The organism is Coprococcus sp. RTP21204st1_G4_RTP21204_210225, from assembly GCF_040915385.1.
Classification (GTDB): domain Bacteria; phylum Bacillota; class Clostridia; order Lachnospirales; family Lachnospiraceae; genus Allocoprococcus; species Allocoprococcus comes.
In genome coordinates, this window is the sequence record NZ_JBCPDP010000003.1 from 105423 (window position 1) to 131116 (window position 25694).

26 protein-coding genes are annotated in these 25694 nt (G+C 43.0%); 22 read left to right on the plus strand and 4 right to left on the minus strand.

Annotated features, from left to right (window positions below):
- Positions 1-7 precede the first annotated feature (7 nt).
- The 18 genes from AB5213_RS03815 to ftsZ all read left to right on the plus strand — a co-directional run bounded on the left by AB5213_RS03815 (position 8) and on the right by ftsZ (position 19023).
- Positions 8-784, plus strand: a complete 777-nt coding sequence (locus AB5213_RS03815; RefSeq protein ID WP_022220767.1) for an enoyl-CoA hydratase-related protein — start codon at positions 8-10, stop codon at positions 782-784.
- Between the two features lie 69 nt (positions 785-853).
- Positions 854-1726: a 3-hydroxyacyl-CoA dehydrogenase family protein gene (locus AB5213_RS03820; protein ID WP_022220766.1), complete on the plus strand. Its 873-nt coding sequence runs from the start codon at positions 854-856 to the stop codon at positions 1724-1726.
- A gap of 35 nt (positions 1727-1761) precedes the next feature.
- Positions 1762-2913 carry an acyl-CoA dehydrogenase gene (locus AB5213_RS03825; RefSeq protein ID WP_008371917.1) on the plus strand — a complete coding sequence of 384 codons (1152 nt, stop codon included), beginning with the start codon at positions 1762-1764 and terminating at the stop codon, positions 2911-2913.
- Positions 2914-2925: 12 nt separating this feature from the next.
- On the plus strand, positions 2926-3708 hold the full coding sequence (locus tag AB5213_RS03830; RefSeq protein ID WP_055157362.1) for an electron transfer flavoprotein subunit beta/FixA family protein: 783 nt from the start codon (positions 2926-2928) through the stop codon (positions 3706-3708).
- Between the two features lie 24 nt (positions 3709-3732).
- A complete protein-coding gene (locus AB5213_RS03835) occupies positions 3733-4779 on the plus strand; it encodes an electron transfer flavoprotein subunit alpha/FixB family protein (protein ID WP_008371912.1) in 1047 nt (348 codons plus the stop codon).
- Positions 4780-4960: 181 nt separating this feature from the next.
- Positions 4961-6130, plus strand: coding sequence for an FtsW/RodA/SpoVE family cell cycle protein (locus AB5213_RS03840; protein ID WP_055157364.1), 1170 nt, complete (start codon positions 4961-4963; stop codon positions 6128-6130).
- A 100-nt stretch (positions 6131-6230) separates the two neighbouring features.
- A complete protein-coding gene (locus tag AB5213_RS03845) occupies positions 6231-7070 on the plus strand; it encodes a DegV family protein (protein WP_055157366.1) in 840 nt (279 codons plus the stop codon).
- Between the two features lie 66 nt (positions 7071-7136).
- Positions 7137-7379, plus strand: coding sequence for a hypothetical protein (locus AB5213_RS03850; protein ID WP_008371907.1), 243 nt, complete (start codon positions 7137-7139; stop codon positions 7377-7379).
- Between the two features lie 287 nt (positions 7380-7666).
- Positions 7667-8104: a division/cell wall cluster transcriptional repressor MraZ gene (gene mraZ, locus AB5213_RS03855; RefSeq protein ID WP_022220764.1), complete on the plus strand. Its 438-nt coding sequence runs from the start codon at positions 7667-7669 to the stop codon at positions 8102-8104.
- A 26-nt stretch (positions 8105-8130) separates the two neighbouring features.
- A complete protein-coding gene (rsmH, locus tag AB5213_RS03860) occupies positions 8131-9066 on the plus strand; it encodes a 16S rRNA (cytosine(1402)-N(4))-methyltransferase RsmH (RefSeq protein ID WP_008371903.1) in 936 nt (311 codons plus the stop codon).
- Between the two features lie 21 nt (positions 9067-9087).
- On the plus strand, positions 9088-9618 hold the full coding sequence (locus tag AB5213_RS03865) for a hypothetical protein (RefSeq protein ID WP_008371901.1): 531 nt from the start codon (positions 9088-9090) through the stop codon (positions 9616-9618).
- 23 nt (positions 9619-9641) lie between these two features.
- Positions 9642-11495 (plus strand): penicillin-binding protein 2, encoded by a 1854-nt coding sequence (locus AB5213_RS03870; RefSeq protein WP_022220763.1) that lies wholly within the window; start codon positions 9642-9644, stop codon positions 11493-11495.
- Between the two features lie 64 nt (positions 11496-11559).
- Entirely contained in the window at positions 11560-13293 is a 1734-nt protein-coding gene (locus tag AB5213_RS03875; RefSeq protein ID WP_368276359.1) for a peptidoglycan D,D-transpeptidase FtsI family protein, read from the plus strand.
- A 102-nt stretch (positions 13294-13395) separates the two neighbouring features.
- Complete coding sequence (mraY, locus tag AB5213_RS03880; RefSeq protein ID WP_055157373.1) at positions 13396-14352, plus strand: phospho-N-acetylmuramoyl-pentapeptide-transferase; 957 nt, start codon at positions 13396-13398, stop codon at positions 14350-14352.
- A 13-nt stretch (positions 14353-14365) separates the two neighbouring features.
- Entirely contained in the window at positions 14366-15727 is a 1362-nt protein-coding gene (murD, locus tag AB5213_RS03885) for a UDP-N-acetylmuramoyl-L-alanine--D-glutamate ligase (protein WP_055157375.1), read from the plus strand.
- 49 nt (positions 15728-15776) lie between these two features.
- Positions 15777-16862: a putative peptidoglycan glycosyltransferase FtsW gene (locus tag AB5213_RS03890; RefSeq protein WP_175305969.1), complete on the plus strand. Its 1086-nt coding sequence runs from the start codon at positions 15777-15779 to the stop codon at positions 16860-16862.
- A 44-nt stretch (positions 16863-16906) separates the two neighbouring features.
- Positions 16907-17665, plus strand: coding sequence for a cell division protein FtsQ/DivIB (locus AB5213_RS03895; RefSeq protein ID WP_195601383.1), 759 nt, complete (start codon positions 16907-16909; stop codon positions 17663-17665).
- A 149-nt stretch (positions 17666-17814) separates the two neighbouring features.
- On the plus strand, positions 17815-19023 hold the full coding sequence (ftsZ, locus tag AB5213_RS03900) for a cell division protein FtsZ (RefSeq protein ID WP_368276360.1): 1209 nt from the start codon (positions 17815-17817) through the stop codon (positions 19021-19023).
- Between the two features lie 54 nt (positions 19024-19077).
- On the opposite strand, the gene sigE is transcribed toward ftsZ, so the two are convergent.
- The 3 genes from sigE to AB5213_RS03915 form a co-directional block, all read right to left on the minus strand.
- The gene (gene sigE / locus AB5213_RS03905) at positions 19078-19821 is read right to left on the minus strand and encodes an RNA polymerase sporulation sigma factor SigE (protein ID WP_368276361.1); all 744 of its coding nucleotides are present in this window, start codon (positions 19819-19821) and stop codon (positions 19078-19080) included.
- 10 nt (positions 19822-19831) lie between these two features.
- Positions 19832-20623 (minus strand): sigma-E processing peptidase SpoIIGA, encoded by a 792-nt coding sequence (locus AB5213_RS03910; protein ID WP_008371882.1) that lies wholly within the window; start codon positions 20621-20623, stop codon positions 19832-19834.
- 222 nt (positions 20624-20845) lie between these two features.
- A complete protein-coding gene (locus tag AB5213_RS03915) occupies positions 20846-22465 on the minus strand; it encodes an MBL fold metallo-hydrolase RNA specificity domain-containing protein (RefSeq protein ID WP_368276362.1) in 1620 nt (539 codons plus the stop codon).
- 217 nt (positions 22466-22682) lie between these two features.
- Here AB5213_RS03915 and sigG point away from each other — a divergent pair, with 217 nt between their 5' ends.
- The 3 genes from sigG to AB5213_RS03930 all read left to right on the plus strand — a co-directional run bounded on the left by sigG (position 22683) and on the right by AB5213_RS03930 (position 24507).
- Positions 22683-23465: an RNA polymerase sporulation sigma factor SigG gene (sigG, locus tag AB5213_RS03920; RefSeq protein ID WP_022220759.1), complete on the plus strand. Its 783-nt coding sequence runs from the start codon at positions 22683-22685 to the stop codon at positions 23463-23465.
- Between the two features lie 78 nt (positions 23466-23543).
- Positions 23544-24194: an HAD family hydrolase gene (locus AB5213_RS03925; protein ID WP_055157385.1), complete on the plus strand. Its 651-nt coding sequence runs from the start codon at positions 23544-23546 to the stop codon at positions 24192-24194.
- 49 nt (positions 24195-24243) lie between these two features.
- The gene (locus tag AB5213_RS03930; RefSeq protein ID WP_008371877.1) at positions 24244-24507 is read left to right on the plus strand and encodes a hypothetical protein; all 264 of its coding nucleotides are present in this window, start codon (positions 24244-24246) and stop codon (positions 24505-24507) included.
- 22 nt (positions 24508-24529) lie between these two features.
- Here the strand turns inward: AB5213_RS03930 and AB5213_RS03935 are convergent, their stop codons facing one another.
- Positions 24530-24961, minus strand: a complete 432-nt coding sequence (locus AB5213_RS03935) for a hypothetical protein (RefSeq protein WP_195479157.1) — start codon at positions 24959-24961, stop codon at positions 24530-24532.
- A 151-nt stretch (positions 24962-25112) separates the two neighbouring features.
- On the opposite strand from AB5213_RS03935, the gene pth reads away from it, so the two are divergent.
- Positions 25113-25688 (plus strand): aminoacyl-tRNA hydrolase, encoded by a 576-nt coding sequence (gene pth / locus AB5213_RS03940; RefSeq protein WP_008371875.1) that lies wholly within the window; start codon positions 25113-25115, stop codon positions 25686-25688.
- The last annotated feature ends 6 nt before the right edge of the window (positions 25689-25694 follow it).

Below are 25694 nucleotides of genomic sequence, written 5' to 3' on the forward strand. Positions count from 1 at the left end.
GTTGATGATGGAATTTATTACATATGAAGTAGAAGGACAGGTTGGAATTATTACCATTAACCGTCCAAAGGCACTGAACGCACTGAATAGTGCAGTTCTTGATGAACTTGATGCAACGATCGACGGTGTTGATCTTGATGCAGTCAGATGCCTGATCCTTACAGGAGCAGGAGAAAAATCTTTTGTAGCCGGTGCAGATATCGCTGAGATGAGTACTCTTACAAAAGAAGAGGGAGAAGCTTTTGGAAAGAAAGGAAATGATATTTTCCGTAAGATCGAAACACTTCCGATTCCGGTAATCGCAGCAGTTAATGGATTCGCTCTTGGTGGCGGATGTGAAATCTCCATGAGCTGTGATATCCGTATCTGTTCAGACAATGCAGTATTCGGACAGCCGGAGGTTGGCCTTGGAATTACACCTGGATTTGGTGGAACACAGAGACTTGCAAGACTTGTCGGACCTGGTATGGCAAAGCAGATGATCTACACTGCAAGAAATATCAAAGCTGACGAAGCTTACAGAATCGGTCTTGTAAATGCCGTATATCCGCAGGAAGAACTGATGCCGGCAGCAAAGAAGATGGCAGCAGGCATTGCAAAGAATGCACCGATCGCAGTAAGACACTGCAAACAGGCAATCAATGAAGGTCTTGAAAAGGGAATGGATGAGGCAATCGTAGTAGAAGAAAAACTCTTCGGCGGATGCTTTGAATCCTACGACCAGAAAGAAGGAATGGCAGCATTCCTTGAAAAGAGAAAAGTAGAAGCTTTCCTTAATAAATAAGTTCGTTTAATAAAGGGGAGAATTAACTCTCCCCTGGAAAATTAAATTTATAAAATGGAGGTAATTTCAATGAAAGTAGGAATTATTGGCGCAGGAACAATGGGACAGGGCATTGCAAAGGCATTTGCTCAGGTAGATGGATATGAAGTAGCACTCTGTGACATCAAACAGGAATGGGCAGAAGGCGGAAAAGCTAAAATCGCTAAAGGCTATGACAGACTTGTTCAGAAAGGAAAATTAACTCAGGAAGCAGTTGATGCAATTCTTGCAAAAATTACTCCGGGACTCAAAGAAGATCTCTGCGCAGATTGTGATCTGATCGTAGAAGCAGCATTTGAGAACATGGAAGTTAAGAAAACTACATTCAGTGAACTTGATAAGATCGCAAAACCTGAATGCATTTTTGCATCAAATACCTCCAGCCTTTCTATCACAGAAATCGGCAACGGACTTACCCGTCCAATGATCGGTATGCATTTCTTCAACCCGGCAGACCGTATGAAATTAGTAGAAGTGATCGCAGGCGTAAATACACCGGCTGAAACTGTAGATGCAATCAAGAAGATCGCAGAAGAAATCGGAAAGACACCTGTACAGGTTAATGAAGCAGCAGGTTTCGTAGTAAACCGTATCCTTGTTCCGATGATCAATGAAGCAGCTTTCATCAAGATGGAAGGTGTATCTGACATCGCAGGAATCGATGCAGCAATGAAGCTTGGTGCAAACCATCCAATGGGACCTCTGGAGCTTGGTGATTTCATCGGACTTGATATCTGCCTTGCTATCATGGATGTACTTTATGCAGAAACAGGCGACAGCAAATATCGTGCATGCCCGCTGCTTCGTAAGATGGTCCGTGGTGGAAACCTTGGAGTTAAGAGCGGAAAAGGATTCTATGTATACAATGCAGACCGCACAAAAACTCCGGTTGATGCACAGTAATGGATGTTCTAAATAAAGACATGGAGGAAGAATAAATGGATTTCGGATTAGATAAGAAACACGAAATGGCGAGAACTCTGTTTAAAGAATTCGCAGAAAACGAAGTAAAACCACTTGCACAGGAAGTGGACGAGACAGAAGTTTTCCCAAGAGCAACAGTTGAAAAAATGGCGAAATATGGATTTCTTGGTATTCCGGTACCGAAGGAATACGAGGGACAGGGATGTGATCCACTGACATACGTAATGTGTGTAGAAGAACTTGCAAAGGTTTGTGCCACAACATCTGTAATCGTATCTGCGCATACCTCTCTTTGTATAGACCCGATCCTGACATACGGAACACCGGAGCAGAAAGCAAAATACGTTCCGGATCTTGCATCAGGAAGAAAGCTTGGAGCTTTCGGCCTTACAGAACCTGGGGCAGGTACAGATGCACAGGGACAGCAGACTAAGGCTGTTCTTGACGGAGATGAATGGGTATTAAACGGATCAAAATGCTTTATCACAAACGGTAAAGAAGCAGATGTTTACATCATTATCGCCGTAACAGGTATTGTTGAAAAACGTGGCAGAAAGATGAAAGAGATTTCTGCATTCATCGTAGAGAAAGACACTCCGGGATTCACATTCGGAACCAAAGAGAAGAAGATGGGTATCCGTGGATCTTCAACATACGAGCTTATTTTTGAAGACTGCCGTATTCCAAAAGAAAATCTCCTTGGAGCACAGGGCAAGGGCTTCGGTATCGCTATGCATACTCTTGATGGCGGACGTATCGGTATTGCCGCTCAGGCTCTTGGAATCGCTGAAGGCGCACTTGACAGAACAATCGCATATGTAAAAGAAAGAAAACAGTTCGGACGCACGATTGGTCAGTTCCAGAATACACAGTTCCAGCTTGCAGATATGGCTACAAAGGTAGAGGCTGCAAAGATGATGGTATACAAAGCTGCCATGGCAAAAGCTACACAGAAAGTTTACTCTGTCGAAGCTGCACAGGCTAAGCTTTATGCAGCAGAAGTAGCGATGGAAGTTACTACAAAGGCTGTTCAGTTACATGGTGGATACGGATACATCAGAGAATACGATGTAGAACGTATGATGCGTGACGCAAAGATTACAGAAATCTACGAAGGAACTTCAGAAGTTCAGCGTATGGTTATTTCTGGAAACTTATTGAAATAGGAGGTACGAATCGTGAAGATAGTTGTTTGTGTAAAACAGGTACCGGATACAAAAGGCGGAGTTCAGTTTAATCCGGACGGTACACTTAACAGAGCTGCAATGCTTGCAATTATGAACCCGGATGACAAAGCAGGTCTTGAGGCCGCACTTAGATTAAAAGACCAGTATGGAGCAGAAGTAACTGTACTTACAATGGGACTTCCAAAAGCAGCCGATGTGCTTCGTGAAGCACTTGCAATGGGAGCTGATAAAGCAATTCTTGTAACAGACAGAGTACTTGGAGGAGCTGATACATGGGCTACATCAAGCACCATCGCAGCAGCAATCCGCAAACTCGATTATGACCTGATCATCACAGGACGTCAGGCAATCGATGGTGATACAGCACAGGTTGGACCGCAGATTTCTGAACATCTGGACATCCCGGTTATCTCTTATGCACAGGATATCAAAGTAGAAGGTGACAGCGTGGTCGTACAGCGTCAGTTCGAAGACAGATATCATGTACTGAAAGCAAAAATGCCTTGCCTTATCACAGCACTTTCAGAATTAAATGAACCACGTTATATGACACCAGGCGGAATCTTCGATGCTTGTGACGCTGAGATCACAACATGGGGAAGAGCTGATCTTACTACACTGGATGATGCAAATATCGGTCTTGCAGGATCGCCTACAAAGATTGCAAAAGCATCTGACAAGGTAAGAAAGGGAGCAGGAGAAAAGGTTGCTCTTGATCCGGAAGAAGCAGTATCTTACCTGATGGGAAAATTAACAGAGAAACATATCATTTAATAAGAAGGAAAAGTGGTGAATATCATGAACTTAGAAGAATATAAGGGAGTATATGTCTTTGCTGAACAGGTAGACAACAAACTGAGCGGAATCGCATTTGAACTTCTTGGAAAAGCAAAAGACCTTGCAGCAGACTTAAATGCAGAAGTAGCAGCCGTTCTGATCGGTTCTGACGTAAAAGGACTTGCAGATGAGCTTGCAGCATACGGAGCAGATAAAGTAATCGTAGTAGATGATCCGGAACTGAAAGAATATAGAACAGAGCCATACGCACATGCGCTGGCATCTGTTATCGAAAAATATAAACCGGAGATCATGTTAGTCGGCGCAACTGCAATCGGACGTGATCTTGGTCCTAGAGTATCCGCAAGAGTACAGACAGGTCTTACAGCAGACTGTACACAGCTTGAGATCGGTGATTTCCCGATCAATCCGGTAGCAGGAAAAGAGCAGAAGCACAATCAGCTTCTTATGACTCGTCCGGCATTTGGCGGAAATACAATCGCTACCATCGCATGCCCGGATAACCGCCCGCAGATGGCAACCGTTCGTCCTGGTGTTATGCAGAAGATCGCTAAGATCGAAGGTGCAAAGGCAAATGTAGAAGAGTTTAATCCAGGATTTACACCGGATAATAAATACGTTGAGATTATGGAAGTTGTCAAATCTGTATCTGAGACGGTTGATATCATGGATGCCAAGATTCTTGTATCCGGTGGACGTGGAGTCGGAAGTGCAGAAAACTTCAAGATCCTGGAAGATCTTGCAGAAGCACTTGGCGGAGAAGTAAGCTGCTCACGTGCAGTTGTAGATAATGGCTGGAAACCAAAAGATCTTCAGGTAGGACAGACAGGAAAGACAGTTCGTCCTCAGGTATATTTTGCAATCGGTATTTCCGGAGCGATCCAGCATGTAGCAGGTATGGAAGAATCTGATCTGATCATTGCAATCAACAAAGATGAGACAGCTCCGATCTTTGATGTAGCTGACTATGGTATCGTTGGAGATCTGAATAAGATCGTACCAGAACTTACCAAACAGATCAAAGAAGCAGTTGCTGCTAAAAAATAAAGAATAACTGGTAAAACAAAGATGGTGTCGCAAAGAAGCGGCACCATTTTTTTGTATACAAATCGAATAGAAGTTAGCCTGCTCTATTTTCGTGCGGAAAGCTTGTGCGTCTGGGGGATATTATGGTATACTTTATAAGATATAGACTTTGTAGTTATAGCTTAAGTAGGAGTGTGAATAAATGGCACAAAGAATTAAAAGCAGACGAAGGAAGGCTGTAAAAAAGCAGGCGGTTCATTATTTTGATTACAGTCTTCTGGCGATTATTATATTTCTGATGTGTTTTGGACTGGTAATGCTATACAGTATCAGTTCCTATGAAGCACGAACGGAATACGGAGATGGGATGTACTTCCTGAAAAGGCAGGGCCTCATCGGACTTGGAAGTATTGCTGTGATGATGTGGGTTTCTCGCCTGGATTATCATATGTTTTCCAAATATGCAGCAATGAGCTACTGGGGATCCATGCTTCTTCTTGCACTTGTTAAATTTACACCACTTGGTATTGAGGTAAATGGTGCACGAAGATGGTTCCGGCTTCCGGCTAACCAGTCATTCCAGCCGGCAGAGATTATGAAGATCGCTGTGATCATATTTATCCCATACCTGATCTGCAGAATGGGGAATAAAGTACACACCCTGAAAGGATCGCTGGGAGTTGTGGAGTGGGGAGGTTTGGCAGCACTGGGAGTTTATGTGCTGACTGATAATCTAAGCTCTGCGATCATTGTAATGGGAATTTCCTGCTGTATCCTTTTTGTCGTACATAAGAAGCAGAAGATTTTTCTGTGGATTGCAGGCGGCGGGCTGGCTGTTTTTGTGGCGGGATCATATATCCTCGGAAGACTTCTTGAGAACAGCACCAGCTTCCGACTCAGACGTATCATTGCCTGGCTGAATCCGGAAAAATATGCGTCAACGATTTCTTTCCAGACGGTACAGGGACTATATGCGATCGGATCAGGTGGCTTTTTCGGGAAAGGACTGGGAAATGGTGTGCAAAAGACGGTAATACCGGAAGTGCAGAACGACATGATCCTGTCAGCAATCTGTGAAGAGCTTGGGGTGTTTGGAGCAATCATTATCCTGGTTTTGTTCGGTCTTTTGATCTACAGACTGCTTTTTATTGCACAGAACGCACCTGATCTGTATGGAGCACTGATTATGACAGGGATTATGTCACATATCGCGATCCAGGTAATTCTCAATGTTATGGTAGTTACGAACATGATGCCGAATACCGGAATTACATTGCCTTTTATCAGTTATGGTGGTACATCCATCCTGTTCCTGATGATAGAAATGGGAATGGCACTTGGAATTTCCAGAAGAATTAAACTGGAAGGGTAAAAAAAGCTTTTTTTTCAAAGAAAAGTGTGATATGATGTTATAAGTGGTAATGAAAACCACGTATAATGGATGCAAATGACACGTTTCGGAGGTTTGGATTATGAGTTATAAAGTGATTGTGGACAGCTGTGGAGAATTGACAGCAGAGATGAAAGCTTCAGGTCGGTTTGAGACAGCATCACTGGGACTGGAGGTTGGAGATTGTCATATAATTGATGATGAATCTTTCAATCAGGCTGAATTTTTGAAGAACGTAGCTGAATGCCCGACATGTCCAAAGTCAAGTTGTCCGTCTCCGGAGACGTTTATGGAAGGATATCACTGTGATGCGGAGCATGTATATGCTGTTACGTTGTCTTCTGAACTGAGCGGTTCTTATAACAGTGCCGTACTGGGCAAGAATTTATATGAAGAAGAATACGGTGAGAAAGATATTTATGTGTTCAACTCAAAATCTGCATCAGTAGGACAGACGCTCATCGGGATGAAGATTGCGCAGTGTGAAGAGCGGGGCATGACATTCAAGGAAGTGATAGCTGCTGTAGAAGCATATATTGAAGAGCAGCACACATATTTTGTTCTTGAGACGCTTGAGACTCTTCGCAAGAATGGAAGACTTACAGGATTAAAAGCAATTGCGGCAACAGTACTGAATATTAAGCCGGTGATGGGGGCTACTCCGAAGGGAGAGATTTGTCAGTTGGGTCAGGCGCGCGGAATTAAAAAAGCACTTAAGAATATGGTGGATTGTGTGATCGCAGATCTGAAAGATCCGGAGAGCAAGGTACTTGCAATTTCGCATTGTAACTGCCCGCAGAGAGCACAGGATGTGAAGAAGATGCTGGAAGAACGTGTGAAATTAAAAGACATTATCATTCTGGATACCAGAGGTGTCAGTAGCATGTATGCGAATGATGGCGGAGTAATTATTGCAGTATAGCTTGTATCAATCGTAAAAGTGTGATAAAATATACTGGTTAGATGATTGCGAAGGAGACTTGCAGATATGAGTCAGAAAAAAGTAGATTATTATAAACAGGCAAAAGCGAACAGAAAGCGTGAAGAAAAAAAGAAAAATTTGCGAAAAGCTTTTGATTATACGATCCTTGGGCTGATTGCACTTGCAATCGTTGTCTGGATTGGATGGTCCGCTTATGATATGTATGAATCAAAGCAGCCAAGAGCAGTAGCAGAAGTTGATTATTCTGCTGTAAGTGATTATGTCCAGTCACTTAACACTGCTGAGTAGATGAAAAGAAGAAAGTGGAGAGATGGTTCCATTGTGGAACGGTTTCTCCACTTTTTTTATGCACTGTGTGGGGAATGGAGTATAAAACGCTCCACTTTTCACCACAAAATGAATGAAAAATGGGAAAAAATATGATTTATCGGACTTTTTTCAGAATGGATAAATTCGAAAAAGTGCTTGAAAAGGGCGGAAAAGTGGGGTACAATGGATACAAGTGGTAGAAAGTGGAACGAAGTGGAGCAAAGTGGCATGGAAAGTGGCAGACCACTTTGAAAGAAGGTGATCCTATGTTGACTGGAGAATTTAATCATAGTATTGATTCAAAAGGCAGGCTGATTATTCCTTCCAAATTACGAGAGAGTCTGGGAGAACATTTCGTAATTACGAAAGGGATGGACGGCTGCTTATTTCTGTATCCGGACAACGAATGGAAAGCCTTTGAAGAGAAGCTTAGAACTTTACCGCTTACAAACAAAAAAGCCAGAGACTTTAAGCGTTTCTTTCTTGGAAGTGCTACGGAAGGAGAACTTGACAAACAAGGGAGAGTTTTGATATCTTCTTCTCTTCGCGCTTATGCAGATCTTGAAAAAGAGGTTGTTCTAGCAGGTGTGCTGGACAAGGTCGAGATCTGGAGTAAAGAGGCGTGGGAAGCGCGTACAGCTGATGTTGAGGAAAATATCGAGGACATTGCAAGTGACATGGAAGATTTGGGACTTAGCATCTAAATAGATCTTTTAATTAGGAGGACACCATGGCATTTAAGCATAAATCAGTATTACTGGATGAGACAATCGAAGGACTGAACATCAAGCCGGACGGTATTTATGTTGATGGCACACTTGGAGGAGGCGGACATGCATACGAAGTATGTCGGCGTTTAAACAACAAGGGGAGTTTTATAGGAATAGACCAGGATGCGGCGGCGATTGAAGCGGCAGGCACCCGATTAAGCGACTTCGGGGAGAGAGTTACAATAATCAGGAGCAATTATTGTGATATGAAGTCGAGGCTCCATGAGAAAGGGATTGACAAGGTCGATGGAATCGTACTCGATCTGGGCGTATCATCTTATCAGTTAGATACGGCAGATCGTGGTTTTTCCTATCGCGTAGATGCGCCTTTGGATATGAGGATGGACACACGCCAGACTTTATCTGCAAAGGAGATTGTCAATGGTTACAGTGAGATGGACCTTTTTCGGATCATTCGCGACTATGGTGAGGACAAATTTGCGAAGAATATAGCAAAACATATTGTTATGGCAAGAGAGAAAGGTCCTATTGAAACAACCGGGCAGCTGGCAGAGATTATCAGACAGTCTATACCGATGAAGTTTCAGAAGATGTCGGGGCATCCGGCAAAAAGAACCTTTCAGGCAATCCGGATTGAATGTAACCGGGAACTGGAGGTGCTCAGGGATTCACTTGACGATATGATTGATATTTTAAATCCGGGAGGAAGGATATGCATCATCACGTTCCATTCCCTGGAGGACAGAATTGTCAAAGGAATTTTTAAAAAGAATGAGAATCCATGCACGTGTCCGAGTACTTTCCCGGTATGTGTGTGTGGAAAAGTTTCCAAAGGAAAAGTCATTACGAAAAAACCGATTCTTCCAAGTGAAGAAGAGATGGAAGTGAACAGTCGTTCTAAGAGTGCGAAGCTGCGTATCTTTGAGCGCGTATAGAATTTGAAAGGGTGGTGCTGTATGGCAAAATACAGTCATAGAATACAGGCAGACAGACGTACAGTAACAAGCCGAGGAATGTACATATACGGAAATACAGTTCGCCAGGCAGAAGTCATGCCACAGCGACAAGAGGAACCAAGAAAAGAACATAAAAAGAAAAAACTGGACAGACAGATTTTGAAAAATCGAAGAAAAGCAATGCGGATGAATCCTGCATATGTGATGTTTCTTTCAATTGCGGCAGTGGCAGCACTTGTAGTCTGTGTATGGTATCTGCAGGTACGTGCAGAGCTTACAAGCCGGACAGAGCATATTACCGAGCTGCAGCAGGAACTGGCAGATGCAAAAGAAGAGAATACAACTAGATATAACGTAGTAATGGATTCTGTGAATCTGGAAGAAGTAAGAGACCGTGCAATCAATGATCTGGGTATGGGATATGCGACTTCGGATCAGATTATTGAATATCAGAACCCGGTTAATGATTATGTAAAACAGTACGAAAGTATTCCGAAAAGCGGAGTGCTTGGACAGACAACAGATAAATAGGTTTATGAACAAAGGTGAATAACATGTCAAAAAGAAGAAAAAGAAAGCCTTCCGTTTTGAGGCATAAATTCACGGTTGGAATGCAGAAAAAGCTGGTAATGCTCTTTATAGCGATATTACTGGCTTTTGTTATTCTTGTCGGAAGAATTACCTATATCAATGCCTCGTCAGGAGAAGATTATACCAAGACAGTACTGGATCAGCAGCAGTATATGAGTCAGTCGATTCCGTTCAAGCGTGGAGATATTGTAGATACAAACGGCACAAAGCTTGCGACAAGTGAGCGTGTATACAATGTGATTCTGGATGCAAAGGTCTTACTTTCAGACGAGACAAAAAAAGCTGAAAACATAGCAGCTACGAAAAAAGCGCTGAAAAGTTATTTTCAGATCAAGGCATCGGCAGTGGATGCAATTATCGCGGACAGTCCGGACAGTCGGTACAATATTCTGAAAAAAGGAATTTCCTACGATGATGCGAAGGCATTTGAAGCGGCAGAGAAGAAAAATTCCAAGATCAAAGGAATCTGGCTGGAAGAGGATTATGTCAGAAAATATCCATATAATACACTTGCCTGCGATGTCTTGGGATTCAGCGTATCGGGAAATGTGGGAGCAAGCGGACTGGAAGCATCCTATAATTCAACGTTGAATGGAACGGATGGACGCAGATATGGTTATCAGAATGAAGACTCAGCAATTGAAAACACGGTGAAAGAGCCGATAAATGGAAATACGATCGTAACAACGATTGATGCGAACCTGCAGTCTATCGTGGAAAAGCATCTGGAAGAGTTTAACCAGGCGCACACAGATGAAGCGCAGGAGGGGATGGGATTTAAAAACGGAGCTGTGATCATGATGAACCCGAATACCGGAGAAGTTCTGGCAATGGCTTCCTCACCTACCTATGATTTGAATAATCCGAGAGATCTATCCAAGTATTATACAGAGGAAGAAATAACCGGAATGAGCAGTGACGATAAGATCGATGCTCTGAATGAACTCTGGAGAAACTTCTGCGTGAGCGATACTTTTGAGCCGGGATCTACGATCAAACCATTTACGGTTGCAACAGGTCTGGAGATTGGTGCACTGAAAGGCGATGAGACCTATTACTGCGGTGGTTCCCTTCAGATCGATGAATGGGAGATTAAATGTATCTCTTATGATAATGGTGGACACGGGCAGCAGAATCTGACACAGGTTATGGAAAATTCATGTAACGTTGCCCTGATGCAGATTGGTCTGGCAATCGGACCGGAAGAATTCTGTAAGTACCAGAGTATTTTTGGATTCGGTCAGTATACGGGAATTGATCTTCCGGGTGAGGCGGTTGGTATTTTACAGTCACCGGATGGAATGATCAAAACGGATCTTGCAACCAACTCTTTCGGACAGAATTTTAACGTAACTATGCTTCAACTTGCGACAGGATTCTGTTCTCTGATCAATGGTGGCGATTATTATGAACCGCATCTTGTAAAAGCTATTCAGGATGAGAACGGAAATGTGATCCAGACTATTGATCCGGTGTTGGAGAAGAAGACAATTTCTAAAGAAACTTCTGATAAACTGAAAAGTTATATGTACAGTGTTGTTCAGAACGGTAGTGGTAGATATGCACAGGTAGAAGGTTATGATATCGGTGGTAAGACCGGTACAGCGGAAAAATTGCCCCGTGGAGAGAATAAGAATGTGGTATCCTTTATCGGATATGCACCGCAGGAGAATCCGGAAATTATGATTTATGTAGTCATCGATGAACCGAATGCTCCGGATCAGTCAGCGACCAGCAGCCTGATCTCGCAGCTCGCTTCTGATATTATGGCAGAAGCATTTCCGTATTTGAATATTACAAAGGCTCCGGCTGAGTAATTTGGGTATAACCCCGGAAGACAGATCATACAGTAATAGTAAGAATCTGTTTTTCGGGGTTTTTATGCGGAATAAGACTTATAATAAAAAGAAAATGCTGGTAGTATTTTTAAGCGCGCTTCTGATGATTTTTTTTCTGATCGCAAGACTGGTGTATTTGATGATATTTGATGCTGCGTATTATCAACAGAAAGCAAAAACGCTGCACGAAAGAGAGAGGGAGATCAAGGCGGCAAGAGGAGAGATCATTGACAGAAATGGCAAAGTCCTTGCGACCAATAAAGCGGTGTGTACCATATCTGTTATCCATAGTCAGATAACAGATCCGGATAGAGTGATCCAGGTTCTTGCCGATGAGCTGGGAATAGAGAAAGAAATGATTCGGAAAAGAGTCGAAAAAGTTTCTTCCAGAGAAAAAATAAAGACAAATGTGGAGAAAGAGACCGGGGACCGGATTCGTGCATATGAACTGGACGGGGTGAAGGTAGATGAGGATTTTAAACGGTACTATCCGTATGGCAATCTGGCTTCAAAGGTTCTTGGATTTACCGGTGGAGACAATCAGGGAATCATTGGACTGGAAGTAAAGTATGAAAATTATCTGAAAGGTGTGAACGGAATGATTCTGACAACAACTGATGCTAGAGGGATTGAGCTTGCGGATACGCTGGAAGACAGAGTAGAACCGGTTTCCGGAGACACTCTGCAGGTAAGCCTGGACTATAATATCCAGGAATATGCACAGCAGGCTGCGGAAAAAGTAATGGAAGAAAAACAGGCAGATGCAGTTGTGATTTTGATCCTGAATCCAAAAACAGGGGAAATCTATGCCTGCGTCAATGCTCCAGAGTTTGATCTGAATGCCCCGTTTACATTACCGGAGGGAACAGATGCCGCTTTGAATGATGAAGAAAAACAGGCAATGCTGAATCAGATGTGGCGGAACAGGAGTATCAATGATACTTATGAACCAGGATCGATCTTTAAGGTATTTACTGCTTCGGCGGCGTTGGAAGAGGGAGTGGTCAAAGAAGAAGATACTTTTTACTGTCCTGGATACAAGCTTGTGGAAGACCGCCGGATCCGGTGTGCGAGGACGACTGGACATGGATCCGAGACGTTTGTACAGGGGGTGCAGAATTCCTGTAATCCGGTTTTTATTGAAGTAGGGATGCGGCTTGGAACAGAGAATTTTTATAAATATTTTGAAAAATTCGGATTGATGGGGAAGACAGGTGTAGATCTTCCGGGAGAGGCTGCAACGATCATGCACAAGAAGGAAAATGTAGGGCAGGTAGAGCTGGCAACGATGTCGTTTGGACAGTCTTTTCAGGTGACACCGATGCAGATGGCAACAACAGTATGTTCTCTGGTGAATGAGGGAAAAAGGATCACTCCTCATTTTGGCGTCGTCGTTTATGATGCGGAAAGTGGAGCGAAAGAAGAAACGATTTCTTATGGAAAAAGAAAACGGATTCTTTCTAAAGAAACGTCAGAAAAGATGAGAAAGATACTGGAAACGGTTGTGTCCGAAGGAGGAGGAAAAAAAGCACAGATCGAAGGATACCGGATCGGAGGAAAGACAGCGACCAGCCAGACGCTGCCAAGAAGTGCGAACCGTTATATAGGATCTTTTATCGGATTTGCACCTGCAGATGATCCGCAGGTAGCAGCAATGGCAATTATTTACAACCCACAGGGTATCTATTATGGCGGGACGATAGCAGCTCCGGTTGTGCGCGATATTTTCGACAATATTCTTCCCTATCTTGGAATCGAACGGGAAGAAAACCCGTGAAGCAGTTGAAAAAACAGGGCAGATACATTATACTAAAGCGTAGAATCTGTGCCTTTAAGGTAAGGGCTGATTTTGAAAACAAAAGAAAGACAGAGGTGTATTATGGATTTTACAATGGTCATACCGGTGCTGATCGCGTTTGTTCTCAGTGTGGCAGCAGGACCGGTGGTAATTCCTGTTTTAAGAAGACTCAAGATGGATCAGACAGAGAGAGAAGACGGGGTGAAGTCGCATCTTAAAAAAGCCGGAACGCCGACGATGGGAGGCGTGATGATCTTGTTTGCGATTGCGGTCACTTCGCTGATCTATGTAAGAGAGTATCCGAAGGTGATTCCGGTACTTTTTGTAACGATTGGATTCGGACTGGTCGGGTTCCTGGATGATTATCTGAAAGTTGTTCTTCACAGATCAGATGGACTGATGCCGATGCAGAAGATGGCACTCCAGATCGTGATTACAGCGATTTTTGCATTTTACATCGTGAAAGTGGCAAAGATACCGCTTACCATGCTGATACCGTTTTCAGGTGGGAAATATCTGAACATCGGCTGGTTTGCCATTCCGGTACTTTTTATTGCAGTGATCGGTACCGTCAATGGTGTGAATTTTACAGATGGACTGGACGGGCTTGCATCCAGTGTAACAGTTCTTGTGGCAACCTTCTTTACAGTTGTTGCGATCGGAACAAAGAGTGGGATCGAACCGATTACCTGTGCAGTGGTAGGTGCGCTGCTGGGATTCTTATTATTCAACGTTTATCCGGCAAGCGTATTTATGGGCGACACCGGATCACTGGCTCTTGGGGGATTTGTTGCTTCGACAGCATACATGCTCCAGATGCCATTATTCATTATCATCGTAGGATTGATCTATCTGGTAGAAGTTTTATCAGTTATGATCCAGGTAACATATTTTAAGAAAACAGGCGGAAAGCGTTTCTTTAAAATGGCGCCGATCCACCATCATTTTGAGCTGTGTGGATGGAGCGAGACACGGGTGGTTGCAGTATTTTCAATTGTAACTGCAATTCTGTGCCTGGTTGCACTGCTGGCATTATAGGAGGCTTACAAGAATGGATTTACAAGGAAAGAAAGTGTTGGTATTCGGTGCGGGGATCAGTGGGATCGGATCCTGCGGATTACTGGAAAAAGAAGGGGCAGAGGTAATTCTGTATGATGGAAATGATAAAAAAGATGCCGAGGCAATGAAAGCACAGCTTGGTGAGGGAAGCAAAGTCCGCGTTGTTCTCGGAGCTTTTCCGGAAGAGGAGATGGAAAGTCTTGATCTGGTTGTAATGAGTCCGGGGGTGCCGACTGATCTGCCGGTTGTTCTGGCTATGAAAGAAAAAGGAATTCCTGTCTGGGGCGAGATTGAGCTTGCCTATGTATGTGGAAAAGGAGATGTGCTTGGAATTACCGGAACCAATGGGAAAACGACAACAACCTCTCTTTTAGGCGAGATTATGAAAAATGCCCGTGACAGCGTTTTTGTTGTGGGAAATATCGGTACACCATATACGAATGCCGCAGCAGATACCAGAGAAGATTCTGTGATCGTGGCAGAGCTTTCAAGCTTCCAGCTGGAGAGTATTCATACCTTCCATCCAAAGGTAAGCGCAGTTCTTAATATCACACCGGATCATCTGAACCGCCATCATACGATGGAAGCATATATTCGTGCAAAGATGAATATTGCGAAGAATCAGACACCAGAAGATATCTGCGTTCTCAATTATGAAGATGAAGAGACAAGAAAGATGGCAGATGAATTTCAGGCAAGTGTTCTATTTTTCAGCAGTAAGCATAAACTGGAACAGGGCATTTATCTTGACGGAGAAGACATTGTATACAAACCGGAAAAGGAGAAAGAAGGAACGGTCATCTGCAAGACCGGCGAATTACAGATCCTTGGCGTCCACAATTATGAGAATGTTATGGCAGCGGTTGCAATGGCAGCAGCTTACGGTGTAGATCTGGATGTGATCCGTAAGTCTGTACTTGCATTTAAGGGGGTTGAGCATCGTATTGAATATGTGGCAGAGAAGAACGGGGTTGTCTATTACAATGACTCTAAAGGAACGAATCCGGATGCGGCGATCAAGGGAATCCAGGCAATGAACCGCCCGACGATCCTGATCGGTGGTGGATATGATAAACAGTCCGATTTCCATGAATGGATCCAGAGCTTTGATGGAAAAGTCCGCTATCTGGTACTGATCGGTGCTACAAAAGAGCAGATTCAGAAAGAAGCAGCAGAGTGCGGATTTCATGACTGTATTTTAAAAGATACTTTCGAAGAAGCACTCGATACCTGTGTGGAGCTTGCAAGACCCGGAGATGCAGTTCTGCTGTCACCGGCATGTGCAAGCTGGGGAATGTTCCCGAACTATGAAGTGCGTGGGGAAGAATTCAAAAAATACGTGAATGCATTATAAAAGAAATAAAATAATTTCATATAATCTGTATCAAAGGGCGTGAAACAAAGTGGAGGAAAAAGGGAAAAAGGGGCGTATGGATTACACGCTTCTGTTGATTGTTGTTCTCCTGGTTGTGATCGGACTGGTGATCTTATACAGTACCAGTGCATATAACGGGCAGGTGAAATTTCATGATTCCTTTTACTATCTGAAAAAGCAGGCGTTTGCGACGGTGCTTGGAATTGTACTGATGCTGTTCGTGGCAGGGATGGATTACCACATCTGGCAGAGACTGGCAGTATTTGGTTATCTGGCAGCAGTTGCACTTTCGGTTGCGGTCATGTTGTTTGGCAGAGAAATTAACGGGTCCAAAAGATGGTTAGCTTTGGGCCCGTTTTCTTTTCAGCCATCAGAATTTGCGAAAGTTGCACTGATTCTTTTTCTGGCGGATCTTGTGACGAAGAACGTAAAAACAATCGGAAAAATGTGGACACTTTGCAGGATCATGTTCTGGATCCTTCCAATCGTGGGACTTGTGGGAGCGAGTAATTTAAGCACGGCGATCATTATTCTGGGAATCGGTGTGATCCTGATCTTTGTTGCAAGTCCGAAGTATGCGCAATTTGCCATGATGGGAATCGCAGGCGCCTGCTTTATGGGGATTTTTCTTGCCCTTGAAAGCTATCGGCTGGAACGGCTTGCTATCTGGAGAAATCCGGAAAAATATGAAAAGGGTTATCAGACCTTGCAGGGGCTTTACGCGATTGGATCCGGAGGAGTATTCGGAGTCGGGATCGGAAACAGTGTACAGAAGCTGGGATTTGTACCTGAGGCACAGAATGATATGATCTTTTCAATTATTTGTGAAGAGCTTGGACTCGCAGGTGCTGGGATTATCGTTTTTCTGTTTTTGCTTCTGATCTGGCGCTTTTTCCTGATCGCATCCGGAAGCAGGGATCTTTTTGGTGCGCTGATCGCGACCGGAGCGATGGCACATATGATGATTCAGGTTATTTTAAATATTGCAGTTGTGACGAACACAATTCCGAATACGGGGATTACACTTCCTTTTATCAGTTATGGAGGAACATCGGTGATGTTTCTTTTAATTGAAATGGGACTTGTGCTAAGTGTGTCACAAGTGGTAGACTAAACAGGAGATATACAAATGACGGAAGGAGGAAGATGCCTGATGGGATGATACAGAAAGAAAGGAAAAAGAGAATCATAAAGCAGGCTGCCATGAAAGCCATTCTGGTCATTATTTTGGTTTGCATAGCTATGATTACGTTTCTTTTACTCTTTCAAGTGCGGAAAATCGAAGTATCAGGAAATCAGTATCTTAGCAGACAGGAGATTGCAGACTGGGTGCAGGATGATAATTGGTCTTCCAATTCTCTGTATGTGATGATCAGGAACCACCTGATGAATCACGAGCTGCTTCCGGCAATGGAAGAGGCAAATGTGACGATGAAGAATCCGTGGACTGTGAAGGTGACGATCAAAGAGAAGCGTGTGGCCGGTTATATCGTGTCAGGTGATGAATGTATTTATTTTGACAAGGATGGTATCGTACTTGCAAAGACAAAGGAGCTGTGGGATGGAATCCCGTGCATTGAAGGGCTGGAAGTAAAGAAAGTACAGCTTTACAAAGCACTTCCGGTCAGCAAGGCGAACAAAAAAGCATTTGGGAACCTTCTGGATATGACGATGACACTGAAAAAATGTGATCTCGCGCCGGATAAGATTGTTTGTTCTGGTTCAGATCTGTATCTTTTTTTTGGAAACAAATGTGTCAATGTCGGGCACACGAATCTGGAAGAACGGATCATGCAGATATCACCGATCCTTGAGAAGCTGGGAGATCAGGGAGGAACCCTGTATCTGGAAAATTTTAACACAGATAATATTACAATTACCTTCGAAAAAGATGTGATTCCGGACCTTGGAACATAATCTGTGTCAAGTGAATAAAAAAATAGGAAAATATACAAAATTCTATTGATATTTTTCGGAAAAAAATATATTATAGTCTTATGTATAACTAAGCGCATATTGACATTTAGGGTGTATAATATAATAAGGTGACGAAGGAGGAGAAACTCTTGTTAGAAATTAAAACAAATGAATCAGAAGCAGCAGCTAAAATAATTGTAGTCGGTGTAGGTGGCGGCGGAAACAATGCAGTCAACCGCATGATCGATGAACAGATTGCAGGTGTTGAATTTATCGCAATCAATACAGATAAACAGGCTCTTCAGTTATGTAAAGCTCCGACTCTTATGCAGATCGGAGACAAGCTTACAAAGGGTCTTGGTGCAGGGGCTAAACCGGAGATCGGTGAAAAAGCAGCTGAGGAAAGTGCCGAAGAGATCCAGTCAGCACTCAAGGGAGCTGATATGGTATTTGTTACCTGTGGTATGGGTGGCGGAACAGGAACAGGAGCAACTCCTGTTGTTGCGCGTATTGCCAAAGAGCAGGGAGCACTTACTGTTGGCGTTGTAACCAAGCCTTTCAAATTCGAATCCAAGACAAGAATGAACAACGCTCTTGCCGGAATCGAAAAATTAAAAGAAAATGTAGATACACTTATCGTTATCCCGAATGATAAGCTTCTTGAAATTGTAGACAGAAGAACAACTATGCCGGAAGCACTTAAGAAAGCTGATGAAGTTCTTCAGCAGGGTATCCAGGGTATCACAGACCTGATCAATGTACCTTCACTGATCAACCTTGACTTTGCCGATGTACAGACAGTTATGACTGATAAAGGAATTGCTCATATCGGTATCGGACAGGGCAAAGGTGATGACAAGGCTCTTGAAGCAGTTAAGCAGGCAGTTGCCAGCCCTCTGCTTGAGACAACCATCGCAGGTGCATCTCACGTTATCATCAACATTTCAGGTGACATCACACTTATGGATGCGAGTGATGCAGCAGAATATGTACAGGATCTTGCAGGTGAAGATGCAAACATCATCTTCGGTGCAATGTATGATGATTCCAAGTCAGATGAAGCAACTATCACAGTTATCGCAACAGGTCTTCACAATGTAGGTGGAACACAGAGCAAGCTTCAGTCAAGACTGGAACATAAAGCAGCTATGATGAACGGTGGATCTGGAATGGGAGCAAGCAATATTTCACGTCCACAGTTTAATCCGGGAGAATACAGCAATGTAGAAAGACCGGTATACGGAGGCAGACCGGTACAGCAGCAGACTACACAGGTACCACCGCTTCAGAGTACAAGAACTCCACAGAGCAAGGTGAAAGAGCAGTCTATCAAGATTCCGGATTTCTTCAAGAAATAAGAATGAAATAACAGGGAAGCAGTAAGAAATTACTGTTTCCCTGTTTTTTATAGTTTACTGTTCATAGCGTACCATTTCGCGTCGCAGTCTCTGCATAATTTTCTTTTCAAGTCTTGATATGTAAGACTGGGAGATTCCAAGAAGATCGGCCACTTCTTTCTGCGTTTTTTCTTCCCCGTCGGGGGTTCCGAGTCCGAATCGCATCTGCACGATTACCCGTTCCCTGTTTGAAAGCCGTCCGATGGCTTTCCCAAGAAGTTTGTGTTCTGCTTCGGTTTCCATATCACGATAAATGGTATCTTCTTCAGTTCCAAGAATATCGGAGAGAAGAAGCTCATTTCCATCCCAGTCAACATTGAGCGGTTCATCGATGGAGACCTCCAGTTTGGTCTTGTTATTCCGGCGCAGATACATGAGAATCTCATTTTCAATACAACGGGAGGCATAGGTGGCAAGTTTGATATTTTTCTCTGGATTGAAGGTATTGATTGCTTTGATCAGTCCAATCGTGCCGATGGAGATCAGGTCTTCTACGCCTACACCGGTATTGTCAAATTTTTTCGCTATATATACAACCAGACGCAGGTTATGTTCAATAAGAAGCTTTTTTCCTTCTTCATCCTGCCCGCCTCCGAGAAGGGAAATGGCATAACCTTCTTCTTCACTGCTAAGTGGGAGCGGCAGGATATCTGTCCCTCCTATGTAATGGATTTCCTGCTTTTCCGGGAAGAAAACACTGCGGAAAGAGGGAATCATTTTCAATTTAAAACAATCTGAAACAGCAACTTTTATCATCATTATAATCCTCCTAACAATCTTCAGGATGCAATAGCATTTCATATTTTCCGTTTCCAAAATTCTTCTGTTCGGAAATACCGATCAGTGGAGATTGGATCAAAAATTCAGATTCTCCTGTTATTCTCATTTTCTTGACAGAAAAAACAGGAAGAATACTGGTCGTCTTCTGTATAGTCCGGTACGGGATGTACCGGAGTCTTCCAGGTGAGATTTGGGAAGAAATCTTCTGACAGGCGTCTTTGCTGATAATATGAACCGGCTTTCCGGTCAGTGGATCAGAAAGATGATTACCACTGTCCAGAAAGGCTTTCAGATGAAAATCTTTTCCATTTACAGTTAAAATCACATCAAAACTATGATCTTGTGATTTCCATAGTTTCTTTAGAAACAAAAGTCCATGATATAAAAGAAAAAAACCACAGATGCCAAGGGTGAAAAGAAAAGATATGATCCGGAAAAATTTTCCAAAATAAAGACGGAGCCAACTCATGATACCTCCAAGAAGAAAGCTTGCAAGATAGAGCAGAATCCATGCTTTGAAAAAAACGGGAAATGTCCGGATTTTCAATCCGATCACTGTCATACAGGAATTTACCAGGAAAAACAGCAGGATATAGCGGGTCCATACCGGGCATGGAAAAAATAAAATGGCACAGGTCAGTAGTGAACCGGTAAAGGAACCGGCAAGAAGACTTCCATAAGTGGCAGAACATGGAAATACTTTTTTTACTGCCAGAAGAATCAGAAAATCCATCATCATATTTTCCAGAAACAATACATCCAGATATACTTCATACTGCATAGTCTTATCCTTCTTTCTCTTTAGCTGCTAAATAGATTTGGTACTTAAGCATGCTTTATTATAGAAAAGATGTGTTTCAGATTTTGTCAGAAGATGGAAAAAACAGAATAATTTTATTCGACATGCTGAAATACTGGATTTTTTAAAAGAATTGTCGAAAAAGACAGAAAAAGACCGGCGTTCCATGTCGGAAGCCGGTCTCTGGAAAGATAAGATCGGTATTTATCTGTCGTCACGATCCCATTTGTCAGCAAGATTCTGGATCTGTGACTCGAATTTTGCAAGATCTTTGTTTGCAAGACCTTCATTTTTAAGCACAACATCCATGAGGTGTTTGGCTGCCGCAACCACGCGGTTGAATGCAGTAAGAGCACGTGCTTTGACCGGCTTTTCAACTGCTTTTTTCGGAAGCCTGATACCTTCAGAAAGGATGGTATCGGTTGCGAGATCAACACAGCCTCCGGAGTATGGTGCAAATGCCGGAATGCCGAAACGGTCTGTGATGGTAGCAGCGAAAGAATCTGTAACCGAATCCTCTCCATGTACAACAAAGATGTGGGATGGTTTCTCTTTGAATCCATCAATCCAGTTCAGAAGACCATTCATATCGGCATGTCCGCTGATCCCTGCAAGGACTTCAATACGGGCATTAACCTCTACATTTTCGCCAAAGAGCCGGACTGATTCCGGTTTGCTTTCGACAAGCTTGCGACCAAGAGTGCCAACTGCCTGATAGCCTACGAAGAGGATCGTACATTCTTTTCTCCAGAGGTTGTGTTTCAGATGATGGCGGATACGGCCGGCTTCACACATTCCGGAAGCAGAGATGATTACTTTTGGTTTGTCATTGAAGTTGATCATTTTAGATTCTTCACTGGTGATCGTGGTTTTCAGTCCCTGGAAAAGAAGAGGGTTGATTCCTTTACTTATCAGAGCCATTGCATCCTCATCAAAGCAGGACTGTACATTTTTCTGGAAAACGTTGGTTGCTTCGATCGCCAGAGGACTGTCTACATAAACTTCAAAATTCTGATATTCCGGCAAAAGATTATTTTCTTTGATCTCACGGATAAAGTATAAAAGCTCCTGGGTTCTTCCTACTGCGAAAGATGGAATGACTACATTTCCACCTTTGGCAAAGGTTTCGCGCAGGACTCTGGTAAGATCCTTAATATAATCCGGTTTTACAGTAGAATGGACCCGGTTTCCGTAGGTGGATTCGATGACAAGATAATCGGTTGCATCCACATGCTGCGGATCTTTGATGATCGGCTGGTCAATATTTCCGACATCTCCGGAAAATACGATTTTTTTGCTTACACCGTCTTCTGTGATCCAGACTTCAATGCAGGAAGAACCAAGCAGATGACCGACATCTGTGAAGCGGAGTTCGATTCCTTCACAGAGCTGGATCGTCTGGTTATAATCGATCGGCGCAAGAAGTGCAACTGCATTCATGGCGTCCTGTACAGTATAAAGTGGTTCATAAAGCGGAGCACCGGAACGAAGTGCCTTCCGGTTTCGCCATTCTGCTTCGGATTCCTGGATATGTGCACTGTCACGGAGCATAATGCTGCACAGATCAGAGGTGGCGAATGTACAGATGATTTCTCCTTTAAAACCATTTTTTACAAGCAGAGGAATCTTGCCGGAATGGTCAATGTGTGCATGCGTTAAGAGGATATAGTCGATCATGGAAGGATTGATCGGGATTTCCTGATTCTCATACAGATCAGGTCCCTGTTCCAGTCCACAGTCTATTAGAATATGTTTTCCACATGCTTCAAGATAATGGCAGCTTCCAGTTACTTCATGGGCGGCACCGATAAAAGTAAGTTTCATATACTCAACCCCTTTGCGTAAAAATTATTTTAGTATATTATACTATAATTTAAAGAAAAATGATAGAAAATCAGACAATATTGCTAAGATGTATATTCTTTCAGAAGAGTATGGAAAAAGTCAAGGAGCGATATTTTTAATATTTTAGTGGGAATCGAATAAATAAAAACAGTTTTGAGAAAAATTTATACCAGTAAAGATTTGGAGGTTTATTGAGATGGTACTTAATAAAGTAGAAATCTGTGGTGTAAATACAGCAAAGCTTCCCCTGCTTAGCGACGGGGAAAAAGAGGTGCTTTTTGAGAAGATCAAAGCGGGGGATGAGGAGGCAAAAGAACAGTATATCAAAGGAAATCTGCGTCTGGTACTCAGTGTGATCAAACGCTTTTCGGGAAGCAGTGAAAATCCGGATGATCTGTTTCAGATCGGGTGCATCGGACTGATCAAGGCAATCAATAATTTCAATCCGGAGCTGGAAGTAAAATTTTCAACTTATGCGGTACCGATGATCATTGGAGAAATTCGGCGGTTCATCCGGGACAATAATTCGATCCGTGTTAGCAGGTCACTTCGTGATACGGCATATAAAGCCATTTACGCGAAAGAAAATTATGTCAAAGTAAACCAGAAAGAACCTACTGTTCAGGAAATTGCAGAGGAAATCGGGATCGCAAAGGAAGAGATCGTCTATGCGCTGGATGCGATCCAGATGCCGGTCAGCTTAAATGAGCCGGTATATAATGACAATGGAGATGCTATGTATGTGATGGACCAGATCAGTGACAAAAGGAACAAAGAAGACAGATGGGTGGAGAAACTGTCTCTTCAGGCGGCAATGGACCGACTCGGAAAAAGGGAGAAGTATATTATCAGACTTCGTTTTTTTGAAGGAAAAACGCAGATGGAGGTAGCAGAAGAAATCGGAATCTCACAGGCACAGGTAAGCCGCCTGGAAAAGAATGCACTCAGGGCCATGCGACAATATCTGCGAAGTGAATAGAAAAATAGAGATTTCCAGTTGAAATTTGTCAAGGTTCATACTATTATAATCATAGAACAGAAGAACAGGAGAACAGCAATGTATAAAGCGTGTATTTTTGACTTGGATGGAACTTTGACAAATACGCTGGATTCGCTGACTTATTCAACGAATAAGACGTTAGAAGAAATGGGACTTGAGACGATTACCAAAGAACAGTGCCGAAGCTTCGTTGGAGATGGAGCCAGATGCCTTATGGAACGTGCACTTCGTGCGTCCGGAGACACAGAGCTTAAGAGGATTGAAGAAGGTATGGAAGTGTACAGCAGAATCTTTGGAGAAAATTGTATGTACCATGTACGTCCTTATGATGGCGTTGTTCAGATGTTAGATTCACTGAAGAAGAAGGGAATAAAGATTGCAGTATTTTCCAACAAACCACATTTGCAGGCGATCGATGTAGTGGAAAGTACATTTGGAAAAGGATATTTTGACCATATTCAGGGGCAGTCGGGTGAATTTCCGAAGAAACCGGATCCGGAAGGACTTCTGTGGATACTTGATAAATTAGGGGTATCGCCGGAAGAAGGAATATACATAGGAGACTCGGATGTAGATATGAAGACAGGGAAGGCTGCCGGTATGTTTACAGTCGGAGCAGAATGGGGATTCCGGACCAAAGAACTTCTTGTGGAGACAGGAGCAGATGCAACAATTGCACATGCTGAAGAATTGCTTAACTATTTATAGTTCAGATGAGAAAATTTTTCTGTGAGAAAGATAAGGGAGGGTTGCCTGTATGTATGAGTATGATGAAGAATGTCTGCAGACATTCCTGAATATGCAGTCACAGCTTTTTGATGAGCCGGTTGCAGAGACACTGGAAGAGGCAGAAGCGTTTTTGGAAGACTGTATGGCGGTTGTTGTAGATTCTATCAAGGATGTGAGAGATTATCTGGATGAAAGCGGAGCGGACATCAGTGGTATGAGTGATGAAGAGCTGGAAGAGGCTTCAGAAGTATTCGCACTTCCGAACGGACAGTATCTGATCGTGGAAGGTTAATAAAAGGAAAAGAGCTGCGGCATCAGTTGGTTGCCGCAGCTTTTTTGAGCGCATCACGGATGGTGTTGAGAAGAAGCTGAGAAGTATAGGGACTGTCACTTGAAAGCGTAAGATGATCAAGGGACTGGGATTTACAGATCTGGTCAGCCAGATTCTCAAGAGATGGCTGAAGAAGAGGATACATGGCAGTTACCGTCTCACTTAGATTGGAAATGCGGATGGAATTGATAGAGGTGTCAGAGACAGAAACTTCCAGTTCCAGATCTTCATTTCCGAGTGTAAAAGAAGAGGTATAAACGCCGGGAGCATATTTTTTGTCGGATACAGAGGAATGCCGGTCTCCGGAGAACATAAAGAATAAAAGGCAGAGGATGAGAATACCTAAAGTGGCAAAAATAACAGTATAGATAATTTCTTTCATGTGAAGTACGATGATTTTTGTTTTGGAATTCATAAAGAACCTCCTTAGGCAGTATGGAATTTCGGCAGGTTATGCCGCTTAATAAACTATATGAAAAGAAAAAATAGTTTATGCATGAGAAATGCGTGACAAAAGAGAAAGGATTTAGTAGAATCAGGAAAGAGAAAAAGCAGAGGTGAATAGAATGTTTATAATTGCAGGACTTGGAAACCCGGATGAAAAGTATCAGGGGACAAGACATAATGTTGGATTTGATGTGGTGGACCGCCTGGCGGAGAAATACCAGATAGCAATCGATACTAAAAAACACCGTGCCCTCATCGGAAAAGGAGTGATCGAGGGACAGAAAGTGCTTCTTGTGAAGCCGCAGACTTATATGAACCTGAGTGGAGAGAGTATCCGTAGTCTGGTGGAATATTACAAGATCGATCCGGAAGAAGAACTTCTTGTAATTTATGATGATATCAGTCTGGAAGTCGGACAACTCAGGATCCGCAGAAAAGGAAGTGCCGGTGGACATAACGGAATCAAAAATATCATTGCCAATTTAGGAAGTAGTGTATTTCCACGGATCAAGGTAGGTGTGGGAGAAAAACCGAAAGGATATGATCTTGCTGATTATGTTCTTGGAAAATTTTCCAAAGAGGACCGTGTACTTATGGAAGAAGGATATGATCTTGCCTGTGAAGCTTCTGCTCTGATCATGCAGGGAGCAATCGATCAGGCAATGAACGAATATAACCAGAAAAAGAAAGAATAAGAGGAG

Bases quoted from the DNA above. Each gene is read 5' to 3' on its own strand.
- AB5213_RS03815 (WP_022220767.1), top strand. From the start codon at position 8: ATGGAATTTATTACATATGAAGTAGAAGGACAGGTTGGAATTATTACC.
- AB5213_RS03820 (WP_022220766.1), top strand. From the start codon at position 854: ATGAAAGTAGGAATTATTGGCGCAGGAACAATGGGACAGGGCATTGCA.
- AB5213_RS03825 (WP_008371917.1), top strand. From the start codon at position 1,762: ATGGATTTCGGATTAGATAAGAAACACGAAATGGCGAGAACTCTGTTT.
- AB5213_RS03835 (WP_008371912.1), top strand. From the start codon at position 3,733: ATGAACTTAGAAGAATATAAGGGAGTATATGTCTTTGCTGAACAGGTA.
- AB5213_RS03840 (WP_055157364.1), top strand. From the start codon at position 4,961: ATGGCACAAAGAATTAAAAGCAGACGAAGGAAGGCTGTAAAAAAGCAG.
- AB5213_RS03845 (WP_055157366.1), top strand. From the start codon at position 6,231: ATGAGTTATAAAGTGATTGTGGACAGCTGTGGAGAATTGACAGCAGAG.
- AB5213_RS03850 (WP_008371907.1), top strand. From the start codon at position 7,137: ATGAGTCAGAAAAAAGTAGATTATTATAAACAGGCAAAAGCGAACAGA.
- mraZ (WP_022220764.1), top strand. From the start codon at position 7,667: ATGTTGACTGGAGAATTTAATCATAGTATTGATTCAAAAGGCAGGCTG.
- rsmH (WP_008371903.1), top strand. From the start codon at position 8,131: ATGGCATTTAAGCATAAATCAGTATTACTGGATGAGACAATCGAAGGA.
- AB5213_RS03865 (WP_008371901.1), top strand. From the start codon at position 9,088: ATGGCAAAATACAGTCATAGAATACAGGCAGACAGACGTACAGTAACA.
- AB5213_RS03870 (WP_022220763.1), top strand. From the start codon at position 9,642: ATGTCAAAAAGAAGAAAAAGAAAGCCTTCCGTTTTGAGGCATAAATTC.
- AB5213_RS03875 (WP_368276359.1), top strand. From the start codon at position 11,560: ATGCGGAATAAGACTTATAATAAAAAGAAAATGCTGGTAGTATTTTTA.
- mraY (WP_055157373.1), top strand. From the start codon at position 13,396: ATGGATTTTACAATGGTCATACCGGTGCTGATCGCGTTTGTTCTCAGT.
- murD (WP_055157375.1), top strand. From the start codon at position 14,366: ATGGATTTACAAGGAAAGAAAGTGTTGGTATTCGGTGCGGGGATCAGT.
- AB5213_RS03895 (WP_195601383.1), top strand. From the start codon at position 16,907: ATGATACAGAAAGAAAGGAAAAAGAGAATCATAAAGCAGGCTGCCATG.
- sigE (WP_368276361.1), bottom strand. From the start codon at position 19,821: ATGATGATAAAAGTTGCTGTTTCAGATTGTTTTAAATTGAAAATGATT.
- AB5213_RS03910 (WP_008371882.1), bottom strand. From the start codon at position 20,623: ATGCAGTATGAAGTATATCTGGATGTATTGTTTCTGGAAAATATGATG.
- AB5213_RS03915 (WP_368276362.1), bottom strand. From the start codon at position 22,465: ATGAAACTTACTTTTATCGGTGCCGCCCATGAAGTAACTGGAAGCTGC.
- sigG (WP_022220759.1), top strand. From the start codon at position 22,683: ATGGTACTTAATAAAGTAGAAATCTGTGGTGTAAATACAGCAAAGCTT.
- AB5213_RS03925 (WP_055157385.1), top strand. From the start codon at position 23,544: ATGTATAAAGCGTGTATTTTTGACTTGGATGGAACTTTGACAAATACG.
- AB5213_RS03930 (WP_008371877.1), top strand. From the start codon at position 24,244: ATGTATGAGTATGATGAAGAATGTCTGCAGACATTCCTGAATATGCAG.
- AB5213_RS03935 (WP_195479157.1), bottom strand. From the start codon at position 24,961: ATGAATTCCAAAACAAAAATCATCGTACTTCACATGAAAGAAATTATC.
- pth (WP_008371875.1), top strand. From the start codon at position 25,113: ATGTTTATAATTGCAGGACTTGGAAACCCGGATGAAAAGTATCAGGGG.